At 44.4% G+C, this 26,527-nt stretch carries 22 protein-coding genes and 1 tRNA gene; 11 read left to right on the forward strand and 12 right to left on the reverse strand.

Annotated features, from left to right (window positions below; translation table 11 throughout):
• Nucleotides 1-154: 154 nt before the first annotated feature.
• Nucleotides 155-775, forward strand: a complete 621-nt coding sequence (locus K0H63_RS02910) for a superinfection exclusion B family protein (RefSeq protein ID WP_220067792.1) — start codon at nt 155-157, stop codon at nt 773-775.
• A 97-nt stretch (nt 776-872) separates the two neighbouring features.
• Here K0H63_RS02910 and K0H63_RS02915 read toward each other — a convergent pair whose 3' ends face one another.
• Nucleotides 873-1,001 carry a DUF3149 domain-containing protein gene (locus K0H63_RS02915; RefSeq protein ID WP_011758669.1) on the reverse strand — a complete coding sequence of 43 codons (129 nt, stop codon included), beginning with the start codon at nt 999-1,001 and terminating at the stop codon, nt 873-875.
• Nucleotides 1,002-1,265: 264 nt separating this feature from the next.
• Between K0H63_RS02915 and K0H63_RS02920 the strand changes: the two genes are divergently transcribed.
• Together K0H63_RS02920 and K0H63_RS02925 are read left to right on the forward strand one after the other, a co-directional pair.
• Entirely contained in the window at nt 1,266-2,804 is a 1,539-nt protein-coding gene (locus tag K0H63_RS02920) for a bacteriohemerythrin (RefSeq protein ID WP_258405643.1), read from the forward strand.
• A gap of 290 nt (nt 2,805-3,094) precedes the next feature.
• Nucleotides 3,095-3,181 (forward strand) — tRNA-Leu (locus K0H63_RS02925).
• Between the two features lie 196 nt (nt 3,182-3,377).
• Here the strand turns inward: K0H63_RS02925 and K0H63_RS02930 are convergent.
• From K0H63_RS02930 to K0H63_RS02960, 7 genes are all read right to left on the reverse strand, one after another.
• Complete coding sequence (locus K0H63_RS02930; protein ID WP_220066646.1) at nt 3,378-3,782, reverse strand: DUF2787 family protein; 405 nt, start codon at nt 3,780-3,782, stop codon at nt 3,378-3,380.
• 12 nt (nt 3,783-3,794) lie between these two features.
• Nucleotides 3,795-4,241, reverse strand: a complete 447-nt coding sequence (locus K0H63_RS02935) for a JAB domain-containing protein (RefSeq protein WP_144224912.1) — start codon at nt 4,239-4,241, stop codon at nt 3,795-3,797.
• A 72-nt stretch (nt 4,242-4,313) separates the two neighbouring features.
• Entirely contained in the window at nt 4,314-4,823 is a 510-nt protein-coding gene (locus K0H63_RS02940; protein WP_220066647.1) for a DUF6641 family protein, read from the reverse strand.
• Between the two features lie 22 nt (nt 4,824-4,845).
• Nucleotides 4,846-6,867 carry an AAA family ATPase gene (locus tag K0H63_RS02945; RefSeq protein WP_220066648.1) on the reverse strand — a complete coding sequence of 674 codons (2,022 nt, stop codon included), beginning with the start codon at nt 6,865-6,867 and terminating at the stop codon, nt 4,846-4,848.
• A complete protein-coding gene (locus tag K0H63_RS02950; RefSeq protein ID WP_220066649.1) occupies nt 6,864-7,793 on the reverse strand; it encodes a tyrosine-type recombinase/integrase in 930 nt (309 codons plus the stop codon). The genes K0H63_RS02945 and K0H63_RS02950 overlap by 4 nt, the downstream gene beginning before the upstream one ends.
• 170 nt (nt 7,794-7,963) lie before the next feature.
• The gene (locus K0H63_RS02955; RefSeq protein WP_220066650.1) at nt 7,964-8,992 is read right to left on the reverse strand and encodes a replication initiation factor domain-containing protein; all 1,029 of its coding nucleotides are present in this window, start codon (nt 8,990-8,992) and stop codon (nt 7,964-7,966) included.
• A gap of 1 nt (nt 8,993) precedes the next feature.
• The gene (locus tag K0H63_RS02960; RefSeq protein WP_220066651.1) at nt 8,994-9,926 is read right to left on the reverse strand and encodes a hypothetical protein; all 933 of its coding nucleotides are present in this window, start codon (nt 9,924-9,926) and stop codon (nt 8,994-8,996) included.
• A 550-nt stretch (nt 9,927-10,476) separates the two neighbouring features.
• On the opposite strand from K0H63_RS02960, the gene K0H63_RS02965 reads away from it, so the two are divergent.
• Nucleotides 10,477-10,965, forward strand: a complete 489-nt coding sequence (locus K0H63_RS02965; protein ID WP_220066652.1) for a hypothetical protein — start codon at nt 10,477-10,479, stop codon at nt 10,963-10,965.
• Between the two features lie 206 nt (nt 10,966-11,171).
• A complete protein-coding gene (locus K0H63_RS02970; RefSeq protein WP_220066653.1) occupies nt 11,172-11,771 on the forward strand; it encodes a hypothetical protein in 600 nt (199 codons plus the stop codon).
• A gap of 178 nt (nt 11,772-11,949) precedes the next feature.
• Here K0H63_RS02970 and K0H63_RS02975 read toward each other — a convergent pair whose 3' ends face one another.
• The gene (locus K0H63_RS02975) at nt 11,950-12,537 is read right to left on the reverse strand and encodes a P-loop NTPase family protein (protein ID WP_220066654.1); all 588 of its coding nucleotides are present in this window, start codon (nt 12,535-12,537) and stop codon (nt 11,950-11,952) included.
• Nucleotides 12,538-12,779: 242 nt separating this feature from the next.
• On the opposite strand from K0H63_RS02975, the gene K0H63_RS02980 reads away from it, so the two are divergent.
• The 6 genes from K0H63_RS02980 to K0H63_RS03005 all read left to right on the forward strand — a co-directional run bounded on the left by K0H63_RS02980 (nt 12,780) and on the right by K0H63_RS03005 (nt 21,189).
• Nucleotides 12,780-13,187, forward strand: coding sequence for a LexA family protein (locus K0H63_RS02980; protein ID WP_220066655.1), 408 nt, complete (start codon nt 12,780-12,782; stop codon nt 13,185-13,187).
• 1 nt (nt 13,188) lies between these two features.
• Nucleotides 13,189-14,448, forward strand: a complete 1,260-nt coding sequence (locus tag K0H63_RS02985) for a Y-family DNA polymerase (RefSeq protein WP_220066656.1) — start codon at nt 13,189-13,191, stop codon at nt 14,446-14,448.
• Between the two features lie 263 nt (nt 14,449-14,711).
• Nucleotides 14,712-15,944 (forward strand): ABC-three component system protein, encoded by a 1,233-nt coding sequence (locus K0H63_RS02990; protein ID WP_220066657.1) that lies wholly within the window; start codon nt 14,712-14,714, stop codon nt 15,942-15,944.
• Nucleotides 15,925-16,590, forward strand: coding sequence for an ABC-three component system middle component 1 (locus K0H63_RS02995; protein ID WP_220066658.1), 666 nt, complete (start codon nt 15,925-15,927; stop codon nt 16,588-16,590). Before K0H63_RS02990 ends, K0H63_RS02995 begins: the two co-directional genes overlap by 20 nt.
• Nucleotides 16,565-18,898 (forward strand): AAA family ATPase, encoded by a 2,334-nt coding sequence (locus tag K0H63_RS03000; RefSeq protein ID WP_220066659.1) that lies wholly within the window; start codon nt 16,565-16,567, stop codon nt 18,896-18,898. The genes K0H63_RS02995 and K0H63_RS03000 overlap by 26 nt, the downstream gene beginning before the upstream one ends.
• A 644-nt stretch (nt 18,899-19,542) precedes the next feature.
• Nucleotides 19,543-21,189 (forward strand): SEC-C metal-binding domain-containing protein, encoded by a 1,647-nt coding sequence (locus K0H63_RS03005; RefSeq protein WP_258405644.1) that lies wholly within the window; start codon nt 19,543-19,545, stop codon nt 21,187-21,189.
• Nucleotides 21,190-21,592: 403 nt separating this feature from the next.
• On the opposite strand, the gene K0H63_RS03010 is transcribed toward K0H63_RS03005, so the two are convergent.
• The 3 genes from K0H63_RS03010 to K0H63_RS03020 all read right to left on the reverse strand — a co-directional run bounded on the left by K0H63_RS03010 (nt 21,593) and on the right by K0H63_RS03020 (nt 26,509).
• Nucleotides 21,593-23,104 carry an ankyrin repeat domain-containing protein gene (locus tag K0H63_RS03010; RefSeq protein WP_220066660.1) on the reverse strand — a complete coding sequence of 504 codons (1,512 nt, stop codon included), beginning with the start codon at nt 23,102-23,104 and terminating at the stop codon, nt 21,593-21,595.
• 577 nt (nt 23,105-23,681) lie between these two features.
• Nucleotides 23,682-24,071, reverse strand: coding sequence for an H-NS histone family protein (locus tag K0H63_RS03015; protein ID WP_220066661.1), 390 nt, complete (start codon nt 24,069-24,071; stop codon nt 23,682-23,684).
• Between the two features lie 449 nt (nt 24,072-24,520).
• Nucleotides 24,521-26,509, reverse strand: a complete 1,989-nt coding sequence (locus K0H63_RS03020; RefSeq protein ID WP_220066662.1) for a nuclease-related domain-containing DEAD/DEAH box helicase — start codon at nt 26,507-26,509, stop codon at nt 24,521-24,523.
• Nucleotides 26,510-26,527 lie beyond the last annotated feature (18 nt).

A 26,527-nucleotide genomic window follows, 5' to 3' on the forward strand; every position in this document is an offset into this window, starting at 1 on the left:
CTAACCTGCATTTGAATATGTATAAGCATAGTTTGGCTAATAAAAAAACGCTGAAATTCTGCAACCTGAGTACAAATTGACATATCTGTTAAGGCTGGCATCCAACTTGCTTTGAGTGAGCAGAAGTTCAATTTTTTGACGGAAGAGGTGTGTGATGAAGGTGCCTGAATGGAATGTCCCGGGGGTAGCGTCACTGAAAGCCTGGGGATTTAGAAGCATGCTTTGGCTGCTGATAGCGACCCTTACATTGAAATTTGCGCCGCAATCCTGGCTGGCGACTTTGCATCTTGACCAGTGGGTAATTCAGGAGTCGGCCTTGATAGGCCTTGGGTTGATTGTTGCCTGCGCTTTTTTTGCATCGCTTTTGGCCAATTTCTTATTGGACGAGGCTATCGGTTATCTGGGGACCAAACGGAAAAAAGAAGTCATTGAGCACAAGGTTAAATTGCTCGATCCGGCTGAACGTGCGCTGCTCAGAGAGTTTTTTTTACAGGGAAAAACCATTTTGACCCTGCCGGTGGAAGAGTTGGCAGTTCGCAGCCTGGTGGATACCAATATTCTCGAGTGCCTCGGCAATCTGAAGCACTATGCCATCCAGGGTTCAACGGCAGATTACAAGATAAGCATGCTGGCGAGAGAGCATCTGAACCGAAATGTGCTCAGATTGCCCAATGGGGAGCTGAGTCAGGAAGATATGCAAAACCTGATAAAGGCGCGTCCTGGCTTTGTGGGTAACGTGGTATCACACCGCAAGCCACCCCAGCGCGCTGCCTGAGCCGCGCCGAACAAAAACACAGACATAAAAAGGGGGGCCATTCGGCCCCCTAATTCACTCTTGAAACATGCACAGTTAAGAACATTGAAAGCAAAAACTAAGGCTTCGCAGACTTCACAAACAGCATCCACATGATGTAGGAAATTATCCCTAAAGTGGTGAAGATCACTATCATTGACATTAACCCTATCGGGTTACCAAACATCAAATCCAGCCAAAACGCCATGATTGAAATCCTCTTTTCCGTGAAGTCGGATTTAAGGTAACTCTCAGTTCAGTTGGCTTTCCTGATCTTGATCAATAAAGCTCCCTATTGATTAGCACTATGAAAAACAAGTGTTAATAATTTGATGTGAATCAACTTTTGCTCAATTTTGAGAGCCTGAACCATAATTGATTTTGGGATGAACAGAGAAACTACCTGACTTCTCTCTCTTTTGGGGTAGCCGCGGAGTGAGCTTGAGGGATGCCAATGCTTTTTGAAAACAAGATGTTCCAACGACTGGGCTGGCTGCTGCTGTTGGTTGTATTGGTGCTGTTGTTGGCCAAATCCCTGTGGCTTGAAGCCATGGCGCTGCTGCTCGCGGCAGTTATCATTGGTGTTGGCCTTATGGGGCAGGCCAAAGCCTTGGCGAGTTTGGAGACCGGGGTAGCTAATCTTGCCGACGGTGATTTGACACAGAGGTTTGATGGTCACGCTGGTGATAACTATGCGCAGGTCGCCAAAGGGTTGCAGCGCATGAGTGAAGACGTCACCCGGACCGTGTCGGCGCTTTCGGATACCAGCGAGGCGATGAATCAGGTTGCCAGAGAGCTTAAGTCTGTCAGCGAACTTGCTGCCTTGGGTGTGGCCTCACAGGAACAGCGTACCGAAGAGGCGGCAGCCTCCATGGCGCAAATGGTTCATACGGTGCAGGATATTTCTGCCAGTGCTGCACGTGTTGCAGCATCGGTCGATGACACCATGGGCCGCGCCGAGCATGGTGGTCGCCTGGTGAATCAGGCGGTGGGACGCATCAACTCGATGGCCGAGCAGATCAGCCAGAGTGAAATTGTCATTGAGCATTTGGCGCAGGATGCCGCCAGCATCAGCAGCATTATCGACACCATCTCTCAGGTTGCTGAGCAAACCAACTTGCTGGCCCTCAATGCTGCCATTGAGAGTGCCAGAGCCGGCGAACACGGCCGTGGTTTTGCTGTGGTGGCAGATGAAGTGCGCAATCTGGCCAAACGCACCTCAGAGGCGACAGTGGAAATTCAGCAGCAAATACAGGCGCTGCAGGCGGGGAGTCGCAATGGGGTGGCGGTGATGCATGCCTCGGTAGCACTGGCAGAGGAAACCCGGGGGCTGGTGAGTGAGGCCAGCGAAGCACTCACAGTGATAGTGACGCAGGTTGGCGAAATCACCCAGATGAGCCACCAAATCGCCGCCGCGTCCGAGCATCAGCAGCAAGTGGCCGAGCAAATCAACGAGTCTATTGCCTCTATCTCCCATCAGGCGACCGAAAACGCCGCCAACACCAACCGTAACAATCTTACCAGCCTTAAACTCTTCAACATGTCTCAGGAAATCGGTTCGCTGCTGCACAGATTCCATGCGGACAAGAGCCGTATCAGCCATGAGAAAGCCTTTGTCAGCTGGGGCCCCTCCCTCGACATTGGTATGGCCGAAGTCAATCGCCAACACCAAAGACTGATTACCCTGATAAACGAGCTGCACCGGGCCATCAATGAGGGCTATGGGTTGGCGGCAATCAAACGTATTGTGCAGGGGCTGGTGGATTACACAGCTAACCACTTCAGCTACGAAGAGGAGCTGTTTGCCCGCTTTGGCTACCCTCAGAGTCAGGCCCACGAAAACGAGCACAAGCAGTTGGTCACTCAGGTGCTCGACTTCCAGCGCCGGGTTGGCAGGGGGGAAAATGTCTCCGATGAGCTGATGGCGTTTCTCAAGGCCTGGCTTATCAACCACATCCAGGGCAGCGATAAGGAATATGCTCCCTATCTGCTGGCCAAAGGCGCCGACTAACGTCGCCTGTCGTATTTTTGCGCAATCGAAACATCCTTTTTCGGTAAGCGCGGGAAAGGGCTTGCCAAGAGAATGGGGCCGCGTATAATCCAACGTCATTGTCGGGTTAGAAGCCTGATAATGAGAAAATTTGTGCCAGAGTGGTGAAATTGGTAGACACAGGGGATTCAAAATGCGCTGCGTCTTCTCGAAAAATTTCACTAAGCTGTTGAAAGTAAGAAGTTAGTTCTCTAGAATTAACACGCGAAACCCTTGCAAAGTTTTGCAAAGAATTTCGCGAAAAAATTTGTGCCAGAGTGGTGAAATTGGTAGACACAGGGGATTCAAAATCCCCCGCCCTTAAAAGCGTGTCGGTTCGAGTCCGACCTCTGGTACCATCCTTAAAGCCGACATGAAGTCGGTTTTTTTGTACCTAAAATAAGGTGTTACACGCTTACGCCTTGGTCAGGAACCGGTTCCGGTTTCTGCTTTTTCTACCCTTCAGCCCTTCCAAATTTAACATTCTTTGCAAGACACTCCGGCACCTCTTTGCCCTCGATTTTGACCCTAAATTGGCTATCTCAGCTTTGCATATCACTCCGGCGAAATGGTCACTGTAAATACGTCCATTTCGAGCCAGTAACTAAGGAAGTTTGACTCCCATACTTGATATATCTCCACAGCTGACTTGATGCTGTAGACGCCAACCATGTTCTGGAACACCTTGCAGTCGAAGTCAAAGTCCAACTCCTTCGCGAGCTCCCAACTGTCACCCATACCGACATAGCAAAAGTCGGTGATGTAACTCAGGCGCAGGTATTCCCCCTGCCGTTCAAGACGGATTTCCACGGGATGGAAACCGCCTTTGCTTGGACTGTAGTTCGGATCTTTAAAGCTGATTGTGATGACGGAGCCGACAGTGTTGCTGACACGCTGCTCAAGCGCACTCAGCATTTTCTCCGACACAGGTAAGACTAACTTTCTGATGATGGTATTCATGGCGTGGGTTCCTTATTCAAAGATGTCGCTGTGCGACTCACGTAGGCTATGGTGTTGGTTTAATCCGATAATCACGTGATCAATCACAGTGATGTCCAGCAACTTGCCGGCCTCGACGACTTTGCGCGTGAACGCAATGTCATGACGGCTGGGCTCTGGGTTTCCCGACGGGTGGTTATGGATGAGGATGACGCTCGGCATATTGAGGATCACAGCGCTGCGTAGCACTTCTACTGCGCGCATACTGATGCTGTTGACTGTGCCTGTCGCCACCACTTCAACGCAGTTAATCGTGTTCTGTGACGTCAGATTCGCGACGACAAACACTTCCTTCGACTCGTACTTGAGATAGTCGAACACTTCTGCAGTCTGCGCAGGACGCTTGAGCTCCTTTTCAGCGAGCTCGGAATTTATCTCGCGGAATTGATACTTCACGTTGATTTCCCGAATGATAGCCATTGGATTTCTCTCCTTATCAAACGCCAGAAACAACAAAGGGGCCGAAGCCCCTTGCTGGAGTCGGCAATAGCGTCATGCGTTGGCTTTGGTGGTGTTGGTGGCAGTAGGTTTTGACTTGGCGGCTGTCTCAGACTTCGCAGCAGATTTGCTGTCAGTCACAGGCTTTTGCTTTTCAGGCGGCTGTAAAAAATCATCGAGCTCTCCTTTCTCAACTGCATCTATCAGCAGTCGCAGGATCTCCGGCAACTTGGCTTTGTCTCCCACATCAATGGTGGGCTTCCCCTTTTCCAGCTCAATGACTTTTCCACTGACTCTGACTTCGAGAAAGTAGTGTCCATCGCTGTCGTAGTACCAGGGCCGGACATTGTATTTCCGGCGAATAGTCTTACGCTCTCCTGTCTCGGGATCTTTCACAGTCTTCTCGCGGAAGGCTTCAAACGGCTTCCCGGCAACATCGCACTCTGCCATTTCCAGTTGCATGTCGAGCTTATCCAGCATCTTCATGCGTTTCCCAAGCACAGGTGGCTTAGGGGCAATTTCAGGGCGAACGACGACCTTGAGCGAACTCAATACATTAGACATGGTGTTTTCCTCTATCGGTGGGTTATCGGATGAATCCGATGGGGCGCTGTACTTGCTTGCGGTTGTTCTCCGCACTTAGCAAAGCAACAGCATTGGCTCTGTGGGTCTGGTTGGGTTGAAACATCATCCGGCGCGCAAGAATGGCAAAGTCTCCGGGCGTCAGGTACGCAAGCTTGGCAAGGGCAGATTGCTCATCTACTGTCAGCTTTCGCAGTTGCAGCGTCTGTCGATACAGCAACTCCTTTTGCTGCTGAGTGAGATAGTCGCACTCCAGCTTGAAGTCGAAACGACGCATCACAGCGCTATCCAGCGCATTCAGATGATTCGTCGCTGCAAACACTGGCACTTGGCAGCATTCTAGCTGGGACAGCAGTTCATTAACGAGCTGCACTTCGTGAACTGCATTCGCGCTCTCTCGCTTCGATAAGATGCTATCGACTTCATCGAGTAAGATGAGCTGCTGCGACTGCTGAGCACTGCGAAATAGCGCAGCGAGCTTTTGCTCACTGTCTCCGACATATTTGCTGAGTACATCCGAGCTTTTGACGTGCAGTACATCGAGTCCCATGCACTCTGCAAGATAGTGCGGCCAGGCGGTTTTCCCTGTCCCTGGTGGTCCGGTGAGTAGCACCCGTACCGGAAGTCCTTCACTGACAGCAAATTCAATGTCTGCAAGTGTTGCATTCGCTTCCTGTCCTTTGAGATTGAACAGCGCTGGATTGAACGCAATATCGCCTTGATAACGCGTGTTATATAGCTCCTTGCCGCTTGCCTGCTGTGTAGATGCAATCACGCTGTCTATCAGCGCTTCCGCTTCTTCTCCTTGAAGCTCCAATGTCTTCGCAATATGCGCAGCATTCGCAATAACGGCAGGTGATACGTGAAGACTTCCTGCAAGCTGCAACATGAACTCCTTGGAGACATTGAGCGGACTCAGAATCGGCTTATTCATCCGATAATAAAAGTGCTCATCCGGTACAGGCAGATCCATTACAAGCTTGAAGCGACGCACATAGCTTTGCTCCAACAGCTCCACATGGTTGGTAATCCAAATAGCAGGAACAGCGTTGGATTCCAGCAGACGCACAAACGCTTCCTTCGTGTAGACAGTGCTGATGTCATCAAACAGTCCTTCACATTCATCGACGAGCAGAACAGTGCTGTGACTGTGCTTCAGCAGCGATTGCAGCATATTCATGTAGCCGAGCCGCCTGCGCGACGGAGAGCCTGTACCTATGTCATCGAGTAAACGTCCTTCTTCGACATGGACGCTACGGACTTCCAGTAATTGCCTGTTAATGGACTTTGCGAGCGTACGCGCCAATTCGGTTTTACCGGTGCCGGGCTCACCATACAGTAGGATATTGATCCCTTTAAGCTGCTGCTTGGTCGCGGCAGCAAGATAGCGTTGCAGCATCTGTGCATCCACATGCTCAAACTGTTTCAGCGTGAATTGCGCAGCAGGACTTTGGACAGTGACTTCCGACAGTAGCTCGGCAGGCTCATTCAATTTACGCGTCGTCAGCGTATTCGCTAAACGTCCGGAGAGACGCAGTAATCCAAGATGATATGTTGATGACGCACAGATCAGCTGGAAGTCCGTCAGCGTTTTCAGGATGTTATTGAAGTCGTCTTGCGTGATGTTGTAATGAGCACAGAGCGTACGCTCCAGCACCATAGGATCTGCATCTGACAGTTGCTGCATCACATGCTGCAATCCATCGTTGCTGCTCAGCACTATCATGAACTCCAACATCTTTTCAGCATGCATCGGCAGTTCAAAGGTGCGGCTCAGAAACGCTGCGTTGTGATGCACAGTCTCGGATACGACAGGATTGCTATCCTTCGCAGGAAGCAGTGCAGTGATGTCGTTCCACTGATAACGCAGATGCACACTTGCGTCTTGTCCTGTCAGGATCCTGAGTGTTGATCCCGACAGCGAGAAGTCCTTTTGCCATGCCTCATTTACGAGCAGTGCAGCGTAATGAGATGCGAGAAACTGACACTGCTTGTTGCTTCTCAAGCAACGCTTTCGCTTAATCATGTCTGTCTCCTGCGCTTGCGTGTCGGCAGCGCATCAAAGTTCAACTGCGCTGCTGCTTGTCGCATAAAGTCGTCGCTGCGCTTGTCATACAGCGTTGTTGTACTGATATCAGCGTGTCCTGCCATCTGCCGGACAGTGTTGATATCCACGCGCTGCGATAACAAGCGGGTAATAAAGGTGCGGCGAAGGTCATGGGGAGAAACGCCTGGAACGCCGAGCTCGGACAACGTTTCCCGGACGATGCGATATAACGTATCTGGACTGACAGCCGTACCCGTTCGCTTAATCCCTGTGAGACTGCATTTGCAAATCAGATAGCCTTGCTGCTGCCCACGGACCTTGAGCCATGTAACCAGTGCCTGTTCTACCCATGCAGGGAGAAACAGAATTCGACTCTTGTTGCCTTTGCCTGCGAGTACAGTCAGCGTCTGTTTCTCTAAGTCCAGCTCTGAGAGCTTGAGCGCTGCAAGCTCGCTGCGTCGTAGCCCTGTGCCGAGGAACAACGCGAAGATTGCGAATGTCCGTTTCCCATAGTCAGTCTTTCGCTCTTTCAGTCGCGTAAACAACGCCGTGACTTGCTCATTTGTGAGTGGATTACCCTGATGCTGTCCATGCTTCATCTGTCCTATCGTCTCAATATGCGCAACTTGGGAAACATCTGCTTTTCCCATCAGCGCCGCGACTTTGACGATATTCCGAATAGCTGTCATTGCTCTGTTGATGGAACGCGCCGACCAGCCTGCATGAACCATCAGCGCCCGAAGCTGCATTGCTTGCTGATAGTCGATTGCAGAGAGCTTTTGTGCCAGTTCGCTGCTGTGCCAGTCCATCAGTTTGCCGATGCTGCGCATCTGCGAATGGATAGAGCGCTGACTTGTCGCCGATAACCGGCTCAAATACAGCGCGTACGGAGTCGCTGCAGTCATAGTTAACTCCAGTGGATTCTGATTGAGATGTTGAGATAGTGGGTTGAATAGATGCGGGATAGCGATACCACGCTATAAGGCCATGGTATCACTGGAAATGTGGTGTTTCAGCCGGTGTTTTTGACACGGTGGGGAAAACGAAAAAGGGGGCTGTATCGCCCCCAAACTGCTTAACTGTAATTGTCTTTAAAGTGCTTACGGACCTCTTTGGCAGCACTATGGTTGAAAGCACTGTCATTACGTCCAAGGACTAACGCTGCAGTCCTCTTAAGTTTCTTTTCCAGTTCGCGATAGACTTTCTCATTAGGAATTAAGTCAACACGACAGGACTCGAAAGCTTTACGATAACGACGACGCTCAGGCTTCGGAAGAGACTGAAATGCAGCCTTCAAACCGAGCGTTTTGATGACGCTCAGCGTATGAGGGTGCAGTCCTTCAAGTGCTTTGATCTCATTAAGATCGTAAACCTCGATCCGTTCAAGAAAGTGACTCTTAAGAAGCTCGCTTGACAGCATATCGAGCGAACAATTAGGTTTCACCTGCATTTCAATCCGGGTGCACGGCAATCCCGAGTGTGCCAAACCCTTCGCCTTGCAGTTCGCAAGACGGTCATAGATAACAATGCGAATCTTGGATTTTTTCGTACCTATGTAGATAGTACCTATCCTGCCACTGGAGTCGATATCCAAATACACTCCGGAGGTGTGAGCATGCATGAGATTCACAGCGACCTGAGCAATGTCGAGAGGAAAATCCATCGCAATATCCAGAGCAGTAATTTTGATGTTACTTGCATGCAAGATACGCTCTGCGTGAGAACCAATGATTTTATGCAGCCATAAACTTGCTGCGTAGTATTGACGCTTCGTCGGGGAGAAGCCTTTCAGTTCAAACTTGATGAATGGACGTTTTTTTCCAAATGGAGCAACTTGAACATAAAGGTGTGGCACACCATGCAATGCGCCACTCCAGGGGATCGACTTAATCAGCGGCAGCTTGATGCTATAGCGATATCCTCCTTGGCTCTTCAGCAGTTTAAACTTCAAGTCGTGGCGTTGTTCAAGACTATCTGCAATGCGCTGGATGTTTTGAATACACTCCTCTTTAACTTGCTCATCCGAGCATGCAATGACGGCAACGAATTTATCGATCAGGATAGAGACACTGGCGTAAAGGTTATCGAGTAATTTGCCCAGCATGTTACACCTCTTTAGAGTTCAGGCTCTTGAGGTGCTCTGTGAGCAGTTTCACCGCCTTCTCAAGTGTTTTAGGATTCGCCCCATCTTTGGTTTTCAAAAAAGCGTTGAAAATCGCTTTCGACGAAGTGTTGTCACGGCACTCCTTTTCAAAGTGCTTGAGAAAGTCAGTCTGAAGCTCGCTATAAGTAGCAAGCGTCTCTTTGCCCGCTGTCGCAGACTTTTTCTTTGAGTGTTTTTCAGCGTTTTTGTCAGTAAAGTTATCCGTCTTATTCTGGCTTTCAGATTTAATTTCAGTGTCCGCTTTCTGTGAGCGATGCTTGCGTTTGCGCTCATGTGGCTTGTGCTTATTGTCGCGAGCAACCTTAGTACCATCGGCGGCATCTTCTTGACTGCATTTACCACTGTGTGAGTGTTTGTCTTTACTGCCAATACCAAGCTCCGCAATCGCCTCTTTGACCATTTCTTCAGTCAATTTGATTTTGGTAATTTTAGGTTCGCCATGTGTTTTTTTAATTGCTTTGATGACGGCGTTGATTTCTTTTTTCTTCAACTTCTTCATCGCGAGCATACTTGCGTCGCTGAACTTGCCAATAGCTTTTTTGCCACCGATTGAATAAGCAATATCTGCAGCATTTACTTGCTTAATTGCTGCATCGTATGAGAGTGAGGTAAAAGTTTCGATATAAGACTTGAAGTCTTTACACTTGAGTTTCTTGTAGCCTTTGTTCTTATATACGAAGTAAATGATGACTTTTGCTTCACGTGTTGATTTGTTAATGCACTTAGTTAAGATTTTCACCTGCTTCTTATTGAGATTGACATAACGCATATCCTGGCTGTTAAGAATATCGCGGACGATATCGGAAATGTTCGACTCTTTGACATTGATAAGAGCATTTTCAATCGCTACGCTGGTGTGTCTACGTTTGATCATGTGGATCTCCTTGATTGACTTTTTTACCGAGCAACACGCTTCGGCGTTGAGGGATTTACAGGTTTGCGTTCGTATGAACCGGCGCCTGTTCCTCTCACGGAGATTTCTTTACAGATTCGAAAACACACACTTCATCACAGCACATTTCACACATCAGATTTGCGTTCTCAACGGCGAGCTCGCTGTTGCTTCTAGAAGTGTCTACACATTGACATCTACACGATAGGATCATCTATTGTGCTAATGCTTATCACTGTATGTTCTACATTACTCTTATTAGACATGTGCTTACGTGTGTATTCTTCACATGTCTATGTTGTGTGAAGATGCCTGCCTGCAAACGTAAAGCAACGGCCCGTCGTTTAGGTTCTTTTTTAAATCGTCGGGCCGTCGATAATGGTCTCCTGCAAGAAATGAAGCTAGAACCTGATGATGTGTTAATCGACGGGTCGGCGTTTCTTGTCTGCTTGCGTTGCTTTGATTGGATCATGTAGCTTGAGCACATGAGATAAAATGGGAGCAGCGAGCTCGCTGTTGAGATGGTTTTACTATGCCGAAATCAAGACGCCGTTCGATTGAAGAGTTCAACGCAAACCTAGATTTGCTTGAGCACTGTGTCGCCGCTAAAACTTGGAACAAATTGAAGCAGTTTATTGGTCGTACTCAATCAATAAAAAAAAGAGAGGTCGAGAAATTTTATAGTGTTATCGGTGATATTTCTGCTGAAGAGTGGGAGAAGTACTTGCGAAAATTAAGAGATAAGGAATATGAGAGTAATAGGGCAAGAATATCACTGAAAGTAGAGACTGCAGAAAGACTGAAGTCCATTATGAAGTCTTTAGGTTATAAAAGCTTTGATGAAATGTTTGACTCCATTTTTGTTAGCGATGATGTTTCGAAAAAAGTAATGCAACTTTTAGAGAGGGAAGTGAGAGGTAAGTCAGAGGTGGAAATTAAAAATCCAACAAAAAGAACAGTGGTGAAAAAGTCAAAATTAAAGAAAAAAATAATGCTTTTGAATAAATCAGCTCAATGTTAATTATGTGACTGTTGAATCTAATGGATTGAGTAAGTTTGTGTTCTTTATGCAGGCAAGATTTTAAATAAGGTTCGATTTTATGACGTACTGATAGCATTCTTGCGAACCAAAGCACTGTCGGAGGCTTGTGCAAACGGTCAGGTCGCTCAGGTTAAGTAAGGAAAGACTGAATTTCACAGTTGAAGTAAAAAGAGGCCAGCAAATTCATGGATAGAAAGAAAAAAACTGCACGATTTTTGAGGAAAGAGTTTGGGGTACGGAAAAGAACATTGCCTGAGTCATTGAAGTTTCTCAATGATGTTTGCTTCCATGCTGTGATAGAGGAGAACGTTGGAAACCGTACCGTTCGTACCATTGAGATGAAACCTAGATCATTAAAAAATTTAGTATCTGAAAGAGACTATTATTACGAAGAACTGTTCGAGAGTAAGAAGTCCATTAGCCATTTAAAACGATTGGTTAAAAGTCTTAAGGTAACACAAGACACATTGGTAGAAAACATTTCAATAGCAAAAGATGATGTTTCCAATACATCTAACTCAGTATGCAAAGATGAAAATCTAAGAGAAGAGCAGCAGGCTAACATAGATATGTATATAGAGATAATCTGTGAATTGGAAAAGAAAAATCTAGCCCTTCTGGAAGAAAATAGTCTACTTCTACATAATAATGAGATTTTGATGCGTAATATTGATTCAATTTGTGAGCCTGAAATTAAAAGGAATGAGAATGCATTTTTCAATGACGACGTGAGATCAAAAACTAATGCAGGGAGCCCGCCCATACAAGGAGGCGCTCCGCAATAGTGCATGCAGATTGAGTTCTGAAAAATCATGAATTTTTGAGCTAAATTGTTTAATCCATTCTGTTTATTTATGGGACTTAGTAAAGTGCAGAGCTTCATGTGATTTTTGGGGACATTTTGAGACGCAGGTAAGCAATTGCCTACCTGCTTTGGGACATTCGGTGCTTTGTATTCGATAATTACCAGCGTATAGCTACTGTGTTACCCATCTCATCTGTTGCTGGAAGGGAGCCTGTATCGATGAGTTTTCCCCGTATCCAAATGAATTCTGGAGGCCAAAAAGAGTACTTTCGCGCTAACTCTAACACCTCTTCTACAGTGTTCAGCGATATTTCAGGGTTAAGCCTGTAGTGCTCAAAGCACGCAAAATGCCGAAAGTCATCGTCCAGCTCTACGTCTGATAGCGTTTCGCCAAGTGTCCGTCCTTCGTTGTCGTCTTCATCTTCCAGGTTCCTGTGGTAGAGTCGCAACGAGTTTTCGGTAAAGACCTCAAGCAGGTGGTCTCTTATCAATGCGCTATCGATCACAGATAACTCAGATGCTTCTTTTAAATCGAAGGCCAGAACCACTCCAGAGAGAAACGCTGTTTCAGTAGGCAGATACCTCGAATGGCTTTCGGTGACCTCTTTCCAATGGTTAAATCCTGCGTTTATAGCGACGATTTCAAGAGCTTGATGGTGGGGGATGGATTGTTCACGTTTGAGCTTTCGCGCAAGTTGCTTTAAACGCTCAACGTTCTGAGAGGAAATAACTTTTATCAGGTGCATAAGGTTCTCCAGTCGCGAGAACGGTGCCCACTGCCGAGATCGCTGAAAACCTGAGCCGAAAAAGAACTGTTTGTAAAGCCATCCCGTCCGGGTTCGCCAAGGTGGGCAGCAGGTCTTGGCCAGACCTTGAGCAATCCTATCAGCCTGAAGCACCACCAATCAATAGCCTCTGCCATGGACATTGCCGAAAATGGCCAAAACACACTATACTGTATAAATGTACAGTTATTTGTGTGTATTCCATGAAAGTAATTCCTCTTAGAGCCAGAGCAGGGATCACCGGCTTCGAAAGTCCTGCAACGGATTACTACCAACTACCCCTGAGCCTTGATGAGCTACTTATTGAGCATCCGTGTGCGACCTTTATCGGCCAAGCAGCGGGTGATTCAATGCAGGGAGTTGGCATCTTCGATGGTGATGTTTTGATAGTCGACAGGCACGTCAGGGTAAGAACTGGCGATGTGATAGTGGCCAACCTGAACGGTGAGTTTGTTTGTAAGCTGATTGATACTAAGCGTAAGCTTCTGTTGTCTGCAAACGAATCGTATCAGCCGGTGCCTGTGTTGGAGTGGGATCAGTTTTCCATCGAAGGTGTGGTGATCCGTTCTATTCGTTGTCACAGGCCAAGCAAGGTCTTGGAGGCGAGCTGAAATGTTTGCGCTGGTCGATGCCAACTCTTTTTACTGCAGCGCCGAGCAAGTATTCAGACCGGATTGGCGCGGAAAGCCTATTGTGGTGCTGTCAAACAATGATGGCTGCGTAGTTGCCGCAAACAAGCAAGCCAAGGCTGCTGGAGTTGAAAAATTCAAAGCCTTCTTTGAGGTACGAGACTTGTGTCAGAAGGCAGGTGTCATCGCACTATCATCAAATTATGAGTTGTATGGCGATCTCTCATCCAAAATGATGCAGATCATTGGTCGTTTTGCACCCGAGCAGCATGTTTACTCAATAGATGAATCCTTTCTCTCTTTTCGCCGTTCATATCCAGCGATCAAAGATCTCTATTCTCAGGGCATGGCAATCCGGCGCGCAGTATGGAAAGAAGCACGTTTGCCTGTGTGTGTGGGTATGGGCTCAACACTTACACTCGCTAAAGCTGCAAACCATGCAGCGAAAAAACTCGAAGGCTATCGGGGTGTCTGTGTCATTGATAGCGAAGATGTGCGTCAGTATGTACTTGAGCAAATGGCTGTAGGGGATGTGTGGGGGATTGGCCGCAAGTTGTCAAAAAGACTTGAATTGATGGATATTCGGAATGCTTGGCAGTTGGCTAACATGCCCCCAGGGTTAGCACGTAAGCAATTCAGCATCGAAATGGAGCGTACCGTTAGGGAGCTTTCAGGATTGCCGTGTAAGGGCTGGGATGAAGCTAGGGCAGACAAGAAGCAGATATTTTCAACTCGCTCTATCGGTGAGCGGATCACTGATCTGCAATCTTTGAATCAGGCTATAGCCAAGCATGTAGGAATTGCTGCGGCCAAAGCCCGCAAGCAAGGTAGCCTTACTGGCACTGTGTTGGTGTTTGCCAATAACAGCCCGTATGACGAACGTCCTGTGGGTTTTAAGCGGTTGGTTAAGTTTGCAGTATCTACTAATTGCTCCGCAGTTATCACCTCAGAGGTCAGCAAGGTAGTGCCTGAACTCTACCGCCCAGGTGTGCGTTACTACAAGATTGGGGTAGGGTTGCTCGATCTGACAGAAGAAGCACACTTTCAAGTGGATCTCTTTTCTCCCAATCCAGCAAATCCACGGATAATGCAAGCTTGTGATGCCCTTAACCACCGCTATGGTTCCGATACTCTCTTCCTTGCAGCACAAGGCATAGAACAAAAATGGGCTATGCGACGAGAGCTGCTTACCCCACAGTACACCACCAATTGGCACCATCTTCCGGCTATACGATGTTCCTGACGCCTCGAGCACTTAAACTATGGTCTCACTTTGGGACATGAGTGGCTTTGAGTTAATGCCCTAAATCGATGATTTTGGATAAGCTTGGTTTGGGCAAAGAAAGGCTCGAATGAGTCAGTAGCTATTCAGGAAATTTTCTTAATAAATTCCTTCAAAAGAGCAAAATAAATTCACAAAACACACGAGGAGAGCACATAAGGCATTGAAATGCTGTAATATCATTCGGCCACACTGGCTATTCGCTAACGGTGAAAGGAATTCAAGTGAGCCCAGAAGATGATGAGAACTACCCAGCCAGCGCCATATCCTCGTGGAGCGGTTTCGTTTATCAAGGAAAAGTTGCGCTATATCATTCACTTAAACTTATTCACGATGGCGACTTAGACTTCGAGCTTCAGCTAGACAGTAGCGACGACTTCGCTATTTATAAAGATGGAAAAATACATACCGCCCATCAAGTCAAAGCGAAGATTAGCAAAAATCGTAGTGGTTACACCACGGCGCTGGAGCAGTCCACTTTAATCGAATTCGACAAAAACAAAGGGACGTCCCGTTATTTTCACGTATCCGTAAAGCTAGACAATACCGATGATCACAAAGGCGCTAGCGGAGAAATAGTGAAATTCTACCGCTACGGAGACAGTTGCCATTGTGGACTGGGTGAAATTGAAGGGCTGACCAAAGAACTCATAAGAAAAATATGTGAGGAGCAGTCCATCACTTACAGTGATAATCTTATAAATTTTAACTACTGCCTACTGTCAGAAAAAATCAGTACTAAGGCAATACATATCCATAAGTTAAATCAAGTTGACGGAATATCAGCAAGAGAAGCTGCATACGAGGAGCGTATCAAGGCTGAAGAAATCTTAGAGGACCTTCTGACCCAAAACCCCTATCAGAATCGCGACTACTATGCTGTTGAATTAAAGGCTAGGCTCCAGACCCATCTAGAAGAGAGACTGGATCAGGCACTACCAACAATGAGTGACGCCACTTATGAAAGAGCTAGGCGTCTGTGTGAGCATGTTCGCGAAACGCACATGAACGAATTAAAAACCCTATGCCAGATGATGAAGCCATCCGAGCGGTTTCAAGACGTTCAGACGAACGACATCAGGCGATACACCAAGCTCATCCAGGCTATTTCGGTCGAGCCCATATTCAACCATCTACCGCACTACCTCGACAGCGAAAATCGGTTCTACGTACCTACCGCTCTTGACGTGGATGAAAGCGAAGAGTGTGAGTCTGACATGATCAGAGAAATGAAAAACAACGGGGATCTGCTGAGACTACTTTTTGAGTACAACCATCTAATCGCCAGCAAAGCGGAAGCATCATTCACCTTTAATACAAAATTCACAAACTCAGATGATTTCGACAACAAGCCAGCCACTGAAAAGCTTGCAAGTAACATCACCAAATCGCTATGCATTAGCGTAATGACAAAAGATGACGCAGAGGGTCGACTGAATGATAAAACAACTCATTGATGAAGCACTTGCTGCCCATGGTTTTGTGAGTAAGCGAGAACTGGACACCACAAGCTTTTATGTTCGCGAGTCTGGGTCTGCCATTAGATTCGCAGTCTTACATACTTTAGATAGCCTTCCTGACCCTGCCGAGCTGAATAACCGAATCAATCACCTTGCTCCTGAGGAATTTCTCAGAAACCCAAGTTTCAAGAAGAATTGCGATCTGATTTGCATTCATCGCTTTGACGTTCTGGCCGAGTTCAAGGATCACGAAGAAGAAATCTTCGCAATCGAGGAAGACCCGCATTTTTATAAAAAATATGTCCTCTACTACAGCGTTGCGGAAGAAAGCGCTCTCACTGATTTTACCTACGACAAACTTGTATCTGTGATTGCTGACAAAAAGGAATTTCTTAATTACAAAGAAAATCCCCTTGAAGCTTCACAATACAGCTTCGCTGCAAAGACCTTTATCAAGCTTCCTTTCCTGGAGCTACCTGGTCATCCAGGAAACCTCGTGTCCTTGAGGCAGCAAGCAATTGAGGCCGTCGCACAAGCCGGCCTAAGCGATACGTATGCGACTATTCTGCAAGTCACAAACGCAAACGCCGACCAGATTATTAAGGAAATGATTAAAAATGAACTGGAAAATATCCAAGATTGAAGTCTCTAGCTTCAAAGCATTTAAGCATATCTACTTGGACCTTGGCGAATCAGCTTTGCTAACACTTGATGGCCCAAATGGTTTTGGCAAAACAAGCATATTCGACGCCATCGAACTGCTGCTTACCGGTCAGATTAGTCGAATACAAAACTTATTTTCAACTTTACTAAGTAATCGCACAAAGAACTACGCAGACAATCTCTTCTGGAATAATCGCTCTGGCGAGAACGACCTCTACATTAAAATTGAATTCACCAATGATGATCGCAAACTTGTTTTAGCTAGACATTGTCCAGCGGCGATATTCAAGAAGCCAGCGAACAATCGTGCAGACAATTATGAAAACTTTAAGCTCTACGAGCTACCGGAATTAGAATCATTTGACTTTACGAAGATCAATCTGCGCGACAACAACTTCCTTGACGAAGTTTTCGGTAAAAACTTCAGGGAAAACTTCTCCTTCCTTAACTATCTGGAGCAAGGACAAAACCGACTGTTGCACTCACGGGTAGACCAACGGAAGGATAAGCTAGGAAACCTCTTTAATATCAGCGATGTCGAAGCGGAAATTGAAAACTGCAACACCATATACAGTAAGTTCACAAAGTACATCAAAGATCCTGATCGTAAGGCAAAAGTCGAGTCAATAACGGAAGAGATCGCTACCCTAAGACGCACATTACAGCTTGAAGCAGGGATCGTTGGGTACAAAAAACTCTCCACGACTAATGTTCAACCAATATGGGACAAGGAGGTTCTATTTTCAACGTACTCAGCGGCAGATCATGCTGCCTACCAGGAATCAGTTCGCAAAATTATTGCCCTTCTACCGCTCAAAGCCACGATAAAAACTCGGGTTCACAACGAGGCTATCGAGGCCGACATCGAACGTAACGAAGAATCTCTGAGAAGCTTGGCTCAGTTCGGTAAAGATCTGAATAAGCTTGATGGGCTTGAAGCAATCAAGAAGCAGATTAATGAGCTGGATCGTTCAGCGGCTATAATCAAGCGTGGAGCCTCGATAATTAAGGTCGAAGAAGCTCAATCACTACCAAACTGGGCTGATGGGCGCCTTGAGTTGTTTGAGTTACAAATTGAATCCCGAAACAGCCTACGAAAAAAAAGCAGCGCCAATGCGAACATCGTAACCGAATTGGAACGCCTGAAAAGGCAGCTGATTGATGAACATAAGAAGTCCTATCCTGATGAGCAGTTGTGCCCTCTCTGTGGTACGGACTGGGAAGATCATAAATCAATGGTGGCTGCCATTGAAGCAAGAACTAAGCAGATCTCTGAATCATTAAGCAAGGACGGTAAGGATTTAGTTGACCTTATCGCTGCTATGGATGCTGAGCTGAAGCTCATCGACATCCATATCCAAGACGGTTTAAAAGCTCTTAAGCCCACATTTGAACCCAATCTTCATGCAGAGCTGACCAAAATTAAGCTTCGGCTTCCAGCAATAACTCAGCTAATGGAGAAGCTGCAAAGCAACAATATTCAATGTACTGACTCATTTACGGAAAATGATGACGTAGTTAATGAACGATTTGAAAAGCTCAAAGTGAATCTGAGGAATAAAAAGGAGATTGAAGCTGATGCATTAGCGCTGCCGGAGGGCTGGCGAGAAATAATAAATAGCGCCTTTAAAAACTTGCAGGACTTCTACATAATCACAGCTGAAGACCTAAAGGACAAAGAGCTGTACATATCGATTAAAGCCAACGAGGCTCAAAATGCTCGCCTTCAAACCTGTATTTCCGATCTTAAACTTATCGAAAACGAAACCCTAGCGGCCCAAAAAGCACAAATTAAAATCAAAACACTCCGCGACACTCTGAAGGAGACAGAGCAAAGGTATACCGACCAGACAATTTCGGCTATTGAACTCATATTTCATATCTACAGTGGCCGACTAATCCAAAACTACCAGCGTGGTCTGGGTCTATTTATCGAGAGCCGCGAAGGTACACAGTTGAGATTTCTGACTGCCGAGAAGTCTGAACACGACGCAGTCATGTCCATGAGTTCTGGTCAGGTGTCAGCCCTCAGCCTTGCCTTCTTCCTCTCCCTCAATAAGGTCTATGCTCGGGTGCCTCTCATCCTGATTGATGATCCGTCGCAATCTCTGGATGAAGTCAACGTTGCTTCCTTGACCGATCTACTCCGTTGCGAACTCAAGCATTGCCAGTTGGTTGTCTCCTCCCACGAGGATGATATCTCAGCCTATATGCGCTACCGGTTCGACAGGGCAGGTTTGAAAACAAGTTCGCTCAACATGCAGCTCTTGGCGAAAGAAGCGTCGTAAAAGCCGCCTGTGTTCACCTAGAAGAGCTGGCTTTTTGTGATGGAAATGCGGATGAGTTGGCCATTCTTGAATGGCCTTTATAAACAATACATTATAAAGTTCATGTTAATATGTATTAACCCGGTTTAGCCTCATGGGAGGCTGAGAACGTCGTTCATTAAAGAGATAGACAAGCGATTTGAGTAGTATCAGTCTCAAAGCTACCAGTAGAGCCCTAGAATAGATCGCCTAGATTAGTGCGCTGGAACTCGGAGCCCAAATGAGGCGCCCCCCCTGAAAGTCCTACCGCTCACGAGTAGTTGCAAGTGAAGATAGATAAAACCAATGTTAAAAGGGTATGATGAAAATCTTTGATTATGAACAAGTTGACGAAACTTCAAGAGATTGGGTTTTAAAGTTTAGACGTAGTAAGTGCCTGAATACTTTGGACTTGATGGTCGATAAGGCAGAAAGAGAGCACAAGGCTGATAGAATAGTACTTGATGCAATAAACTTAGCCTGGTGTGTCAGAGAACAAGAGATCAAAAACGGCAAATTCACATAGATTTTATCCAAATACCGATGTGAGTTTTCCAGTACACGTACTACTGCAAGTATTTAGCGACGGAACATAATTTCGGTTAACAAAGCAGGATGGCTTTCAATTGAATTCAATAAGTGACTCAGAACTGGTTCGGCTGTTCGACCAAGAAATAAGTGAAATATACGATCGAGCTAAACGCCTTTATAAAACTGCACCGATTCATACTCTCATTCTGCTGAGAGCAATAGCAACGAATATCGCGTATAGCCTTCTTGAAGAGTTCCAAGACGCTATTATTGAAGCGGACTTGTATGGATTGCTAGTTGCACTGGAAAGGAAAAGAATAGTTAATCAAGAGATTGTGCACTATTTACACCAAATCCGAAAGTCTGGCAATAGAGCAGCGCACCCAGAAGAATTTTCAGATGATGAACAGGATTTAGTTAGTCAGGCTCGCACAGTATTGTTAACTTTGTGCGATACATTAGGCCTAATTAGGACCTCAGTGCACGGTGTTGCCCCTGTTGAGTATTACTTTGAAGAGCCAACTGAGATGGCTCTACAAGAAGCAAGCTATAGAGCCATTTTCAACAATGACCCGCAGGCAAAGTTTGAGGTAGCGATATCCCTCATCGAAGGGAATCAACTCAGGATCAAACATGAGCTCGCAACTATGGGGCATTCAAACATCGACGAAAATGACCATTTAAAGAATGCTATTTTCCTCTTGGAATCATCATCCAATATTAGGCATTTAGATAGTAGATTTACACTTGGGCTAGTCTACCAGCAAGGACTAGGTTGTAAGTCGGATATAGTTAAAGCTATTGATCACATGTACTTTTGTGCTAGTCAAGGAAATGTAATGGCAAAGGCCTATTTTGGCTTTTTCGTAATGAACATGAGTGATGCCGATATAAATGATAAACAGTGCGCATTGGAGTTTTTAGAGGAAGCGGCGAAAATGTGTAATCCCTTGGCCCAAAATGTGCTTAGTGAGGTGTATAGTGCCGGCGAGTTGGTTGAAAAAAATCAGGCTCGCTCAATTGAGCTGCTGACCGAGGCTGCCAACTGTGGATTCCCAGAGTCACAATACAGGCTTGCAGAGATATATCGACAATCTGGCGAGTTAGATAAATACTGGGAATTGATCGAGAAGGCTATAAACAATAACCACGTGCTCGCACTCCTTAGCGCTGGCAGGGCCTTAGCTTCAAATGAGAGTCACCATCAAGCTTTAGAATACTATACTCGTTATCTAGATCTTAACGATGACGCCATCGCTAAATTCGAATATGGGATACTCAGACTCAAAATTGCTGGTGGAGATACAACAGAATTAAAAAAGGGAATTTGGGATTTAGTTTTGAGTTACCGCAACCCGAAATGCCCACTAGGCGTACGAAAGAAGATTGAGGCAGAAACCACTAAGTACCTGAAAATATTTGATAAACTAATAAATTTTCCCAGTTTAAACGAAAAAGAGCAAAACGACCTGATAGTATTTTATATGCAGTTCAAAGCCAACGGTTCACCACATGAGTCTATGGAAAATATGTATGAATTAATATCGCAAGAGGGGTCGAAAATAATTGATGCTAAGTCTCCGTACAGAGTAGATTCCGTAAAGTCGAATTTCTATCTGCCTAAAAGTTACAAAGCTAAGGCTTCTCAAACTCGCACTCCATTGGGAAAAGTCAAAGTTGGAAGGAATGAACCATGCAAGTGCGGCTCTGGTAGGAAATACAAGCAGTGTTGTGGCAAGTAAAGTATCGGGGAATGGACCTTATCTCGGATACGGTCCATTCTTTTGATGAGATTTTTCAGTTTTGACAGGCTTGCAGGTGATTCTGCATGTTGAACTATTAAAGTGGACTTTCTGTTCTTATAAAATACTACGCATTTTACGCATTACACTGGCATACATGCTTAAACTCAGTTGAGTAATCTTCAAGTGAATTACAGATTTTCATGATTATGGTTTAACCATTAGGCCGTATAGCGGCGCTGCCCTAAACTGCCCAGCCCAGGTGGAAAACAGTGGCACTTATACAGGCCAGTGCTGCTTGACCTTTACCCAAAGATGAGAATTATCTATTAATGGCAAATCCATTTGCCACTACATATCAATATTAAAAACAATACATTAAACTACTCTATGTTTATGATGCTTATAACAAAGAGCTTAGAGTGCTAATATATCTTTCACCCAGCTGCACTCTTGCTATATATTCTTTGTACTTTATAGCATCAGGATATTTGGCGTACTCGAATTCAGCTGCATCTTTATGTACTAAGTTTACATTTGTCTTGTAAACATCTTTTACGGCATAAATTATACTTTTTGGAGTGGAAGAAGATTTAGATTGAATCATTTTTGCTAACTTGAAGTAAGGATTGTCCTGTGGCTCTCCTAAAGCATATTTATGTTCTTCAAGCATTGCTGAAATTGGTGAGCCTTTATCAGGGTAGTATCCATCAAACATTTTAAGTAATGTCACTTCAAAAGCTATGAAATTATTCTTAGATACGTCAACTTCATTGCTAAGAATAAATTTTGCCACCTCGATATGTTCATTCTCAATAGCCAAGGCTAGCGGAGTGTAACCACTAATTGATATTTCATCTGAATTGTGTCCGCGATTGATCAATACCTCTATTAGTCTTAGATTCCCCATCGCAGCAGCGGTGTGCATTAGTGTATATCCACCACGCTGTTTTGTTTCTTTACCATCTCTTTTTCTAGGATAGCTTATTAACGAAAAGTTAACATCTGAGTGATTGCTACCTGTGAGACGCTGCGGGTGAGTTACATTAGTTCTAACATTAGCCAATGTTGGATTTATTGACTGCTCTGCATAAAAATCAGCCACCGGCGATTTCAAATACTCGCTTCCCTCGAATACATTTAGAACTGCCAATATCTTTTCAATAGGGTAATCTAAGTAGATAAGAGCATGTACTAAGTTTGTTAGCTTTGGCATTCTCAGCAGTAAAGCATTACGCTCATTGTCGTATGTAAAAAGATCTGGCCAAACATTTGTTTGGCGAGAAAGCTTCAACTGTGCATCTTTAAATAGCGATAAAACATCATGTAACTCTTGTCCTGAAAGCTCTTGGACTGCACGAAAGAAATCACTCTGGTCACCAACTCGATAACTCAATTCAGCGAGCTTCTTGGTAGCAGTCATTCTAGTGTTTTCTAAAATAGTCTGAACATCATCATTTGTTTTGTTCACAGTTTGCTGCGTTGTCTTTACGACACTATTGGTATCTTTAACTGTTTTATTTGTATCCTTTACAATGACGTTAGTTTCTCGTGCTAAAGACAATATTTCACTTTGAATTTCTGCAAAAATTTGAATTTTGTCTGATAAAACACCATTTCCACCATTGGCGATGCTTTTGCTAGTAATGTTGGCACACAGGAAGGTAATTGCTGTTAATATGATAAAACTAAATATCAAAGGTGTTTTCCAGTGTTGCGAGATCTTTTTTATGAGCATTCCAAGCTTTGAGTCTTCAGGAATACATATCAAAATCACTGCTAATGACGCAAAGCTTATACCGGCCCAAATGCCGAATTTGCTGATCGGCGAAATAATATCTTGAACAGCCCCTATGAAGCCACCGATTACAGTTATAGGCAGCACCAATTCAGTAATTTTTTTTCCTAAGCTCATTTAGTCGTTCCTTGTGTAGGATAATAATCCAGTTTAAAAGTTTAATTTCCTGCTATGGTTTTTAAGAGTCATAGAATAAGCCTCCTAAATTATGTATGGAGAAGATGAGCATTTCTAGCTTTTTTTAACTCGTAATTTCACATCTATCTGAATATGTGTTGTAAATCAAAAATCTGGTCCTTTAATACCAATCTGATACAACTCAGCTTCTTTAGGTCTAGCACTGCAAGTAAAAGTCATTACACATAGCATAAACATTTTAGAGTATTTAACTGCAAGTATGTATGTTAATGTAGAAGTAAGATAGAATCGAATGACTCCAGATCTCAAACCAGTGTATACATAAGGGGAATCCTGAGGTTTACATCTTTAGTAATTAAAATAAGATCATCTTGTTGAATAACGGATTGTTTGCATCATGCTCTTTTGGAACATGGGAGTAGGTATGATCTTTAACCAATCGAGAAAGCTCCTTAAAACTCTATGATTTAAATTCTAAACCAGTGCTTTTTCATTATATTGGGTAAAGATAAATGAGAGCAGACTATTGAAAGCCTGCTCTGTTTCAATGCCCGGTTTAGATCAGAAAGTCTTCAATAGAACGACCGTTTTGAACTTGCTCTTTGAAGACGGTCGGCATCCTTCCCTGTCCTGTCCACGTTACAGTTTCCCCACCGACTTCAATGGAGTACTTAGGAGGCCTAGGCGCTCTTTTACTTTTTACTTTAGTAGGAACATCTCCCAAATCATCAAGAGATAAGCCTGCTGATTCAATCATCTTCTGAAGTTCTGCTATCTTAGCTAAGCGCTCAGCATTCGCTTCAGCATCAGCGATGGCTTCTTCTTCCCGTTCTGCAATGATCTTGCTCAGCTTATTGTAAACATCTTTGAGCTCATCAACTGATAAATCTTTTACTGATGCTTTCAGACGGCGGGCGTGTGTCAAAATCTCCAAAAATTCAGACATTATATTTCCTAAATGAGTTAGTGATTCCTCAATATAGATGATTTCTGACTCGCTGTGAATACGTTAGACGAATCATTGCTAGTTAACTTGACACTCTTAATCATTTCTAAAACTGTTATTACTCTTAAAAACATTCAAATATACGTGTATCCTGAGTATGAAATTCAGCATATTAAGAGTAAAACATGTAGCAATGCTTGTAAGCCGAACAAGCTGAAAAATCTCATCAATAGATTGGTACTAATCTCGGGGAAAGGTCAGGTTCAATACGGCTAAACGCTAAAGCGAGCACTGTTTCGAATCGACTTGTTGGTAGTCATAACTTTCATCAGCGACTATGGCTGGATGGGTAACGCCATTAGGGGCGACGTCGTACCCCATTTTTTATATGTAGCCTTGGTCTGTAAACCAATCAAGGCGGAACTTTTCTAACTGGTCCTCGGTGGTTATTAAAATAGTCCTGTTGTATCGTCTTTTTTATTCATGCAATCATTAAAAAAAGTGGAGAATTGGTTTTCATTGCTTACATCTAGGATTATGAGATTTTCTACTGAACGGGTGATTGACGTATAGACAATTTCAGGGGTATCCTTTTCAGACATCAAATAGAACACTACCTTAGACTCCAGGCCCTTAAAGCTATGGACAGTAGAAAGCTTTATTAAACCACTATTAGCATAAAAGTGATTCTTTTTGGTTCGCCTAGCTCGCTCTATATCAGACGTTAGCCCCTTATGCCTATTGATGGTTTGCCATAAATCATCTTCAGACATTGACTTTAGTTTCTCAAAGGAGATGCTGCTATCATAAACTGCAATCATCTGATGTAACTCTTGATACGTCTCAAACATACAGTGGGTTTTCTCTATATCCTGAAACATCTCAGCTAGCCTTCTGACATGATAAATGTTGGATGACAATATGACCACATCATTTGGATTGAAACTATTAGCTTTAACAATCCTTTGAATATGCTCAAAAGATTTATTTTCCCAATCAAGGTAGCACTGGTGAAACTCTAATATCTCGAATGAAAAACCTTGTTGCACAGGGATGGTTTCGAGCAGTTCTGAATCAGAATATTTCTCAATTAGGTACTTTGACTGATAGTCTTTAAACACTTGGTTTAAAGGTGATTCTATGCTTGTTCGGTATGATCTTTTAAGCTTTTTCCAGCGCCCAAAACCTTGTGCAATCACGGCTGCACGCTCATTATCGCGCTCGTAAATGTTCTGTGATTCATCACCAAAAAGCACCATTTCTCCGTCGGGAGCAAGGAAATTGTCCCTTAGGATTTTAACCCACTCACTTTCAAAGTCTTGAACTTCATCAACTAAGATGGTTTGATAACGTGATAACACATAATCTTGAAAACAATCTGTTTTATAGAGTTGCTCCAGGCCGTAGACTTCTATCAATGCAGAGATATCTTGACCACTCGTGTTAATTTGAGAGTTATAAAATTGATGATAATTGGTAACAGTAAAATTTTGCTCATCACGATAGCCTAAAGTGTCACTTATCCTATCTTTGATTAGATTCTTTAGAGTAATATTAAAGGTCACAATAAGTACATTGTCCTCATGCCTTTTATGAGCATTAACGGCTCGCTGAGCTATGATCGTCGTCTTGCCGCAACCAGCAACGCCTTTGATCTTTTCTTTGCCAACAAGACTTACTGTTAATTTCGCCTGCTTATCATCTAAAGGGATTGGTTTACCTTGTCGTTTTACATGTTCACACGGCTTTAGCCTTCTTTTAAATTCATCATAAACACGATCATCAAAAAGACAGCTTGGGTAAAAGCTTTTCATTTTCTTGAGCATGTCAACGACGCGGTCAATCCCGTAAGCCATCGATTTATCCCGGGACAATTTCTTCTTGCTTGAGGATACGCCATCAGCTCGGCGGTTATATATCTCTAGAGATATCTCTCCACTCTTTCTTTGCGTAAAAAGCATATTTGAAGCACTTCTCTGTTGATCTTCGGCATGCTTGTAAAAAGAGTTTATCTTTACTTTGTCGGCTTTGTGCAAATAAACAAAAGGTTGGACCAAATTATAAAAGTGGCGATTACTTAAATTACTTAACCCTAATATAGGTAAGTGGAGCTGGTATAAATTTCTCTTGTAAGTAAACGCTTGTGCCTGAGGCGACGCAATTCTAGAGCTACCTCCTGCATGCTTTACTGACCACTTATTGAATTCGTCTACGCTATAATTGTCTAAATTGTAATCCTTCACTTCAATTACAAAGATCGCAACACCTTTTTTTATAACAATAAAGTCGGGCCTATCACCATCTAAAAAAGGGTTAAAAAACACCTCAAATGTGTCATCCAAGTTCTGCGCAAAGGTGTTTAGTAGGTACATCTCTCCTTCAGTCGGCTTTACTTTTAAGCGTGATATATTCTCTAATGATGGAAAAATTTTAGCCATTTATATTGTCTTACAAAA

Origin of the sequence: Shewanella zhangzhouensis (genome assembly GCF_019457615.1) — a bacterium.
Classification (GTDB): Bacteria; Pseudomonadota; Gammaproteobacteria; order Enterobacterales; family Shewanellaceae; genus Shewanella; species Shewanella zhangzhouensis.

Excerpts from the sequence above, each read along its gene's own strand:
- K0H63_RS03015 (WP_220066661.1), bottom strand. The coding sequence starts at position 24,071 with ATGTCTGAATTTTTGGAGATTTTGACACACGCCCGCCGTCTGAAAGCA.
- K0H63_RS03000 (WP_220066659.1), top strand. The coding sequence starts at position 16,565 with ATGAACTGGAAAATATCCAAGATTGAAGTCTCTAGCTTCAAAGCATTT.
- K0H63_RS02935 (WP_144224912.1), bottom strand. The coding sequence starts at position 4,241 with ATGGCTATCATTCGGGAAATCAACGTGAAGTATCAATTCCGCGAGATA.
- K0H63_RS03020 (WP_220066662.1), bottom strand. The coding sequence starts at position 26,509 with ATGGCTAAAATTTTTCCATCATTAGAGAATATATCACGCTTAAAAGTA.
- K0H63_RS02995 (WP_220066658.1), top strand. The coding sequence starts at position 15,925 with ATGATAAAACAACTCATTGATGAAGCACTTGCTGCCCATGGTTTTGTG.
- K0H63_RS02970 (WP_220066653.1), top strand. The coding sequence starts at position 11,172 with ATGGATAGAAAGAAAAAAACTGCACGATTTTTGAGGAAAGAGTTTGGG.
- K0H63_RS02975 (WP_220066654.1), bottom strand. The coding sequence starts at position 12,537 with ATGCACCTGATAAAAGTTATTTCCTCTCAGAACGTTGAGCGTTTAAAG.
- K0H63_RS03010 (WP_220066660.1), bottom strand. The coding sequence starts at position 23,104 with ATGAGCTTAGGAAAAAAAATTACTGAATTGGTGCTGCCTATAACTGTA.
- K0H63_RS02915 (WP_011758669.1), bottom strand. The coding sequence starts at position 1,001 with ATGGCGTTTTGGCTGGATTTGATGTTTGGTAACCCGATAGGGTTAATG.
- K0H63_RS02945 (WP_220066648.1), bottom strand. The coding sequence starts at position 6,867 with ATGATTAAGCGAAAGCGTTGCTTGAGAAGCAACAAGCAGTGTCAGTTT.
- K0H63_RS02950 (WP_220066649.1), bottom strand. The coding sequence starts at position 7,793 with ATGACTGCAGCGACTCCGTACGCGCTGTATTTGAGCCGGTTATCGGCG.
- K0H63_RS02960 (WP_220066651.1), bottom strand. The coding sequence starts at position 9,926 with ATGATCAAACGTAGACACACCAGCGTAGCGATTGAAAATGCTCTTATC.
- K0H63_RS02965 (WP_220066652.1), top strand. The coding sequence starts at position 10,477 with ATGCCGAAATCAAGACGCCGTTCGATTGAAGAGTTCAACGCAAACCTA.
- K0H63_RS02910 (WP_220067792.1), top strand. The coding sequence starts at position 155 with ATGAAGGTGCCTGAATGGAATGTCCCGGGGGTAGCGTCACTGAAAGCC.
- K0H63_RS02985 (WP_220066656.1), top strand. The coding sequence starts at position 13,189 with ATGTTTGCGCTGGTCGATGCCAACTCTTTTTACTGCAGCGCCGAGCAA.
- K0H63_RS02955 (WP_220066650.1), bottom strand. The coding sequence starts at position 8,992 with ATGCTGGGCAAATTACTCGATAACCTTTACGCCAGTGTCTCTATCCTG.
- K0H63_RS02940 (WP_220066647.1), bottom strand. The coding sequence starts at position 4,823 with ATGTCTAATGTATTGAGTTCGCTCAAGGTCGTCGTTCGCCCTGAAATT.
- K0H63_RS02920 (WP_258405643.1), top strand. The coding sequence starts at position 1,266 with ATGTTCCAACGACTGGGCTGGCTGCTGCTGTTGGTTGTATTGGTGCTG.
- K0H63_RS02980 (WP_220066655.1), top strand. The coding sequence starts at position 12,780 with ATGAAAGTAATTCCTCTTAGAGCCAGAGCAGGGATCACCGGCTTCGAA.
- K0H63_RS02930 (WP_220066646.1), bottom strand. The coding sequence starts at position 3,782 with ATGAATACCATCATCAGAAAGTTAGTCTTACCTGTGTCGGAGAAAATG.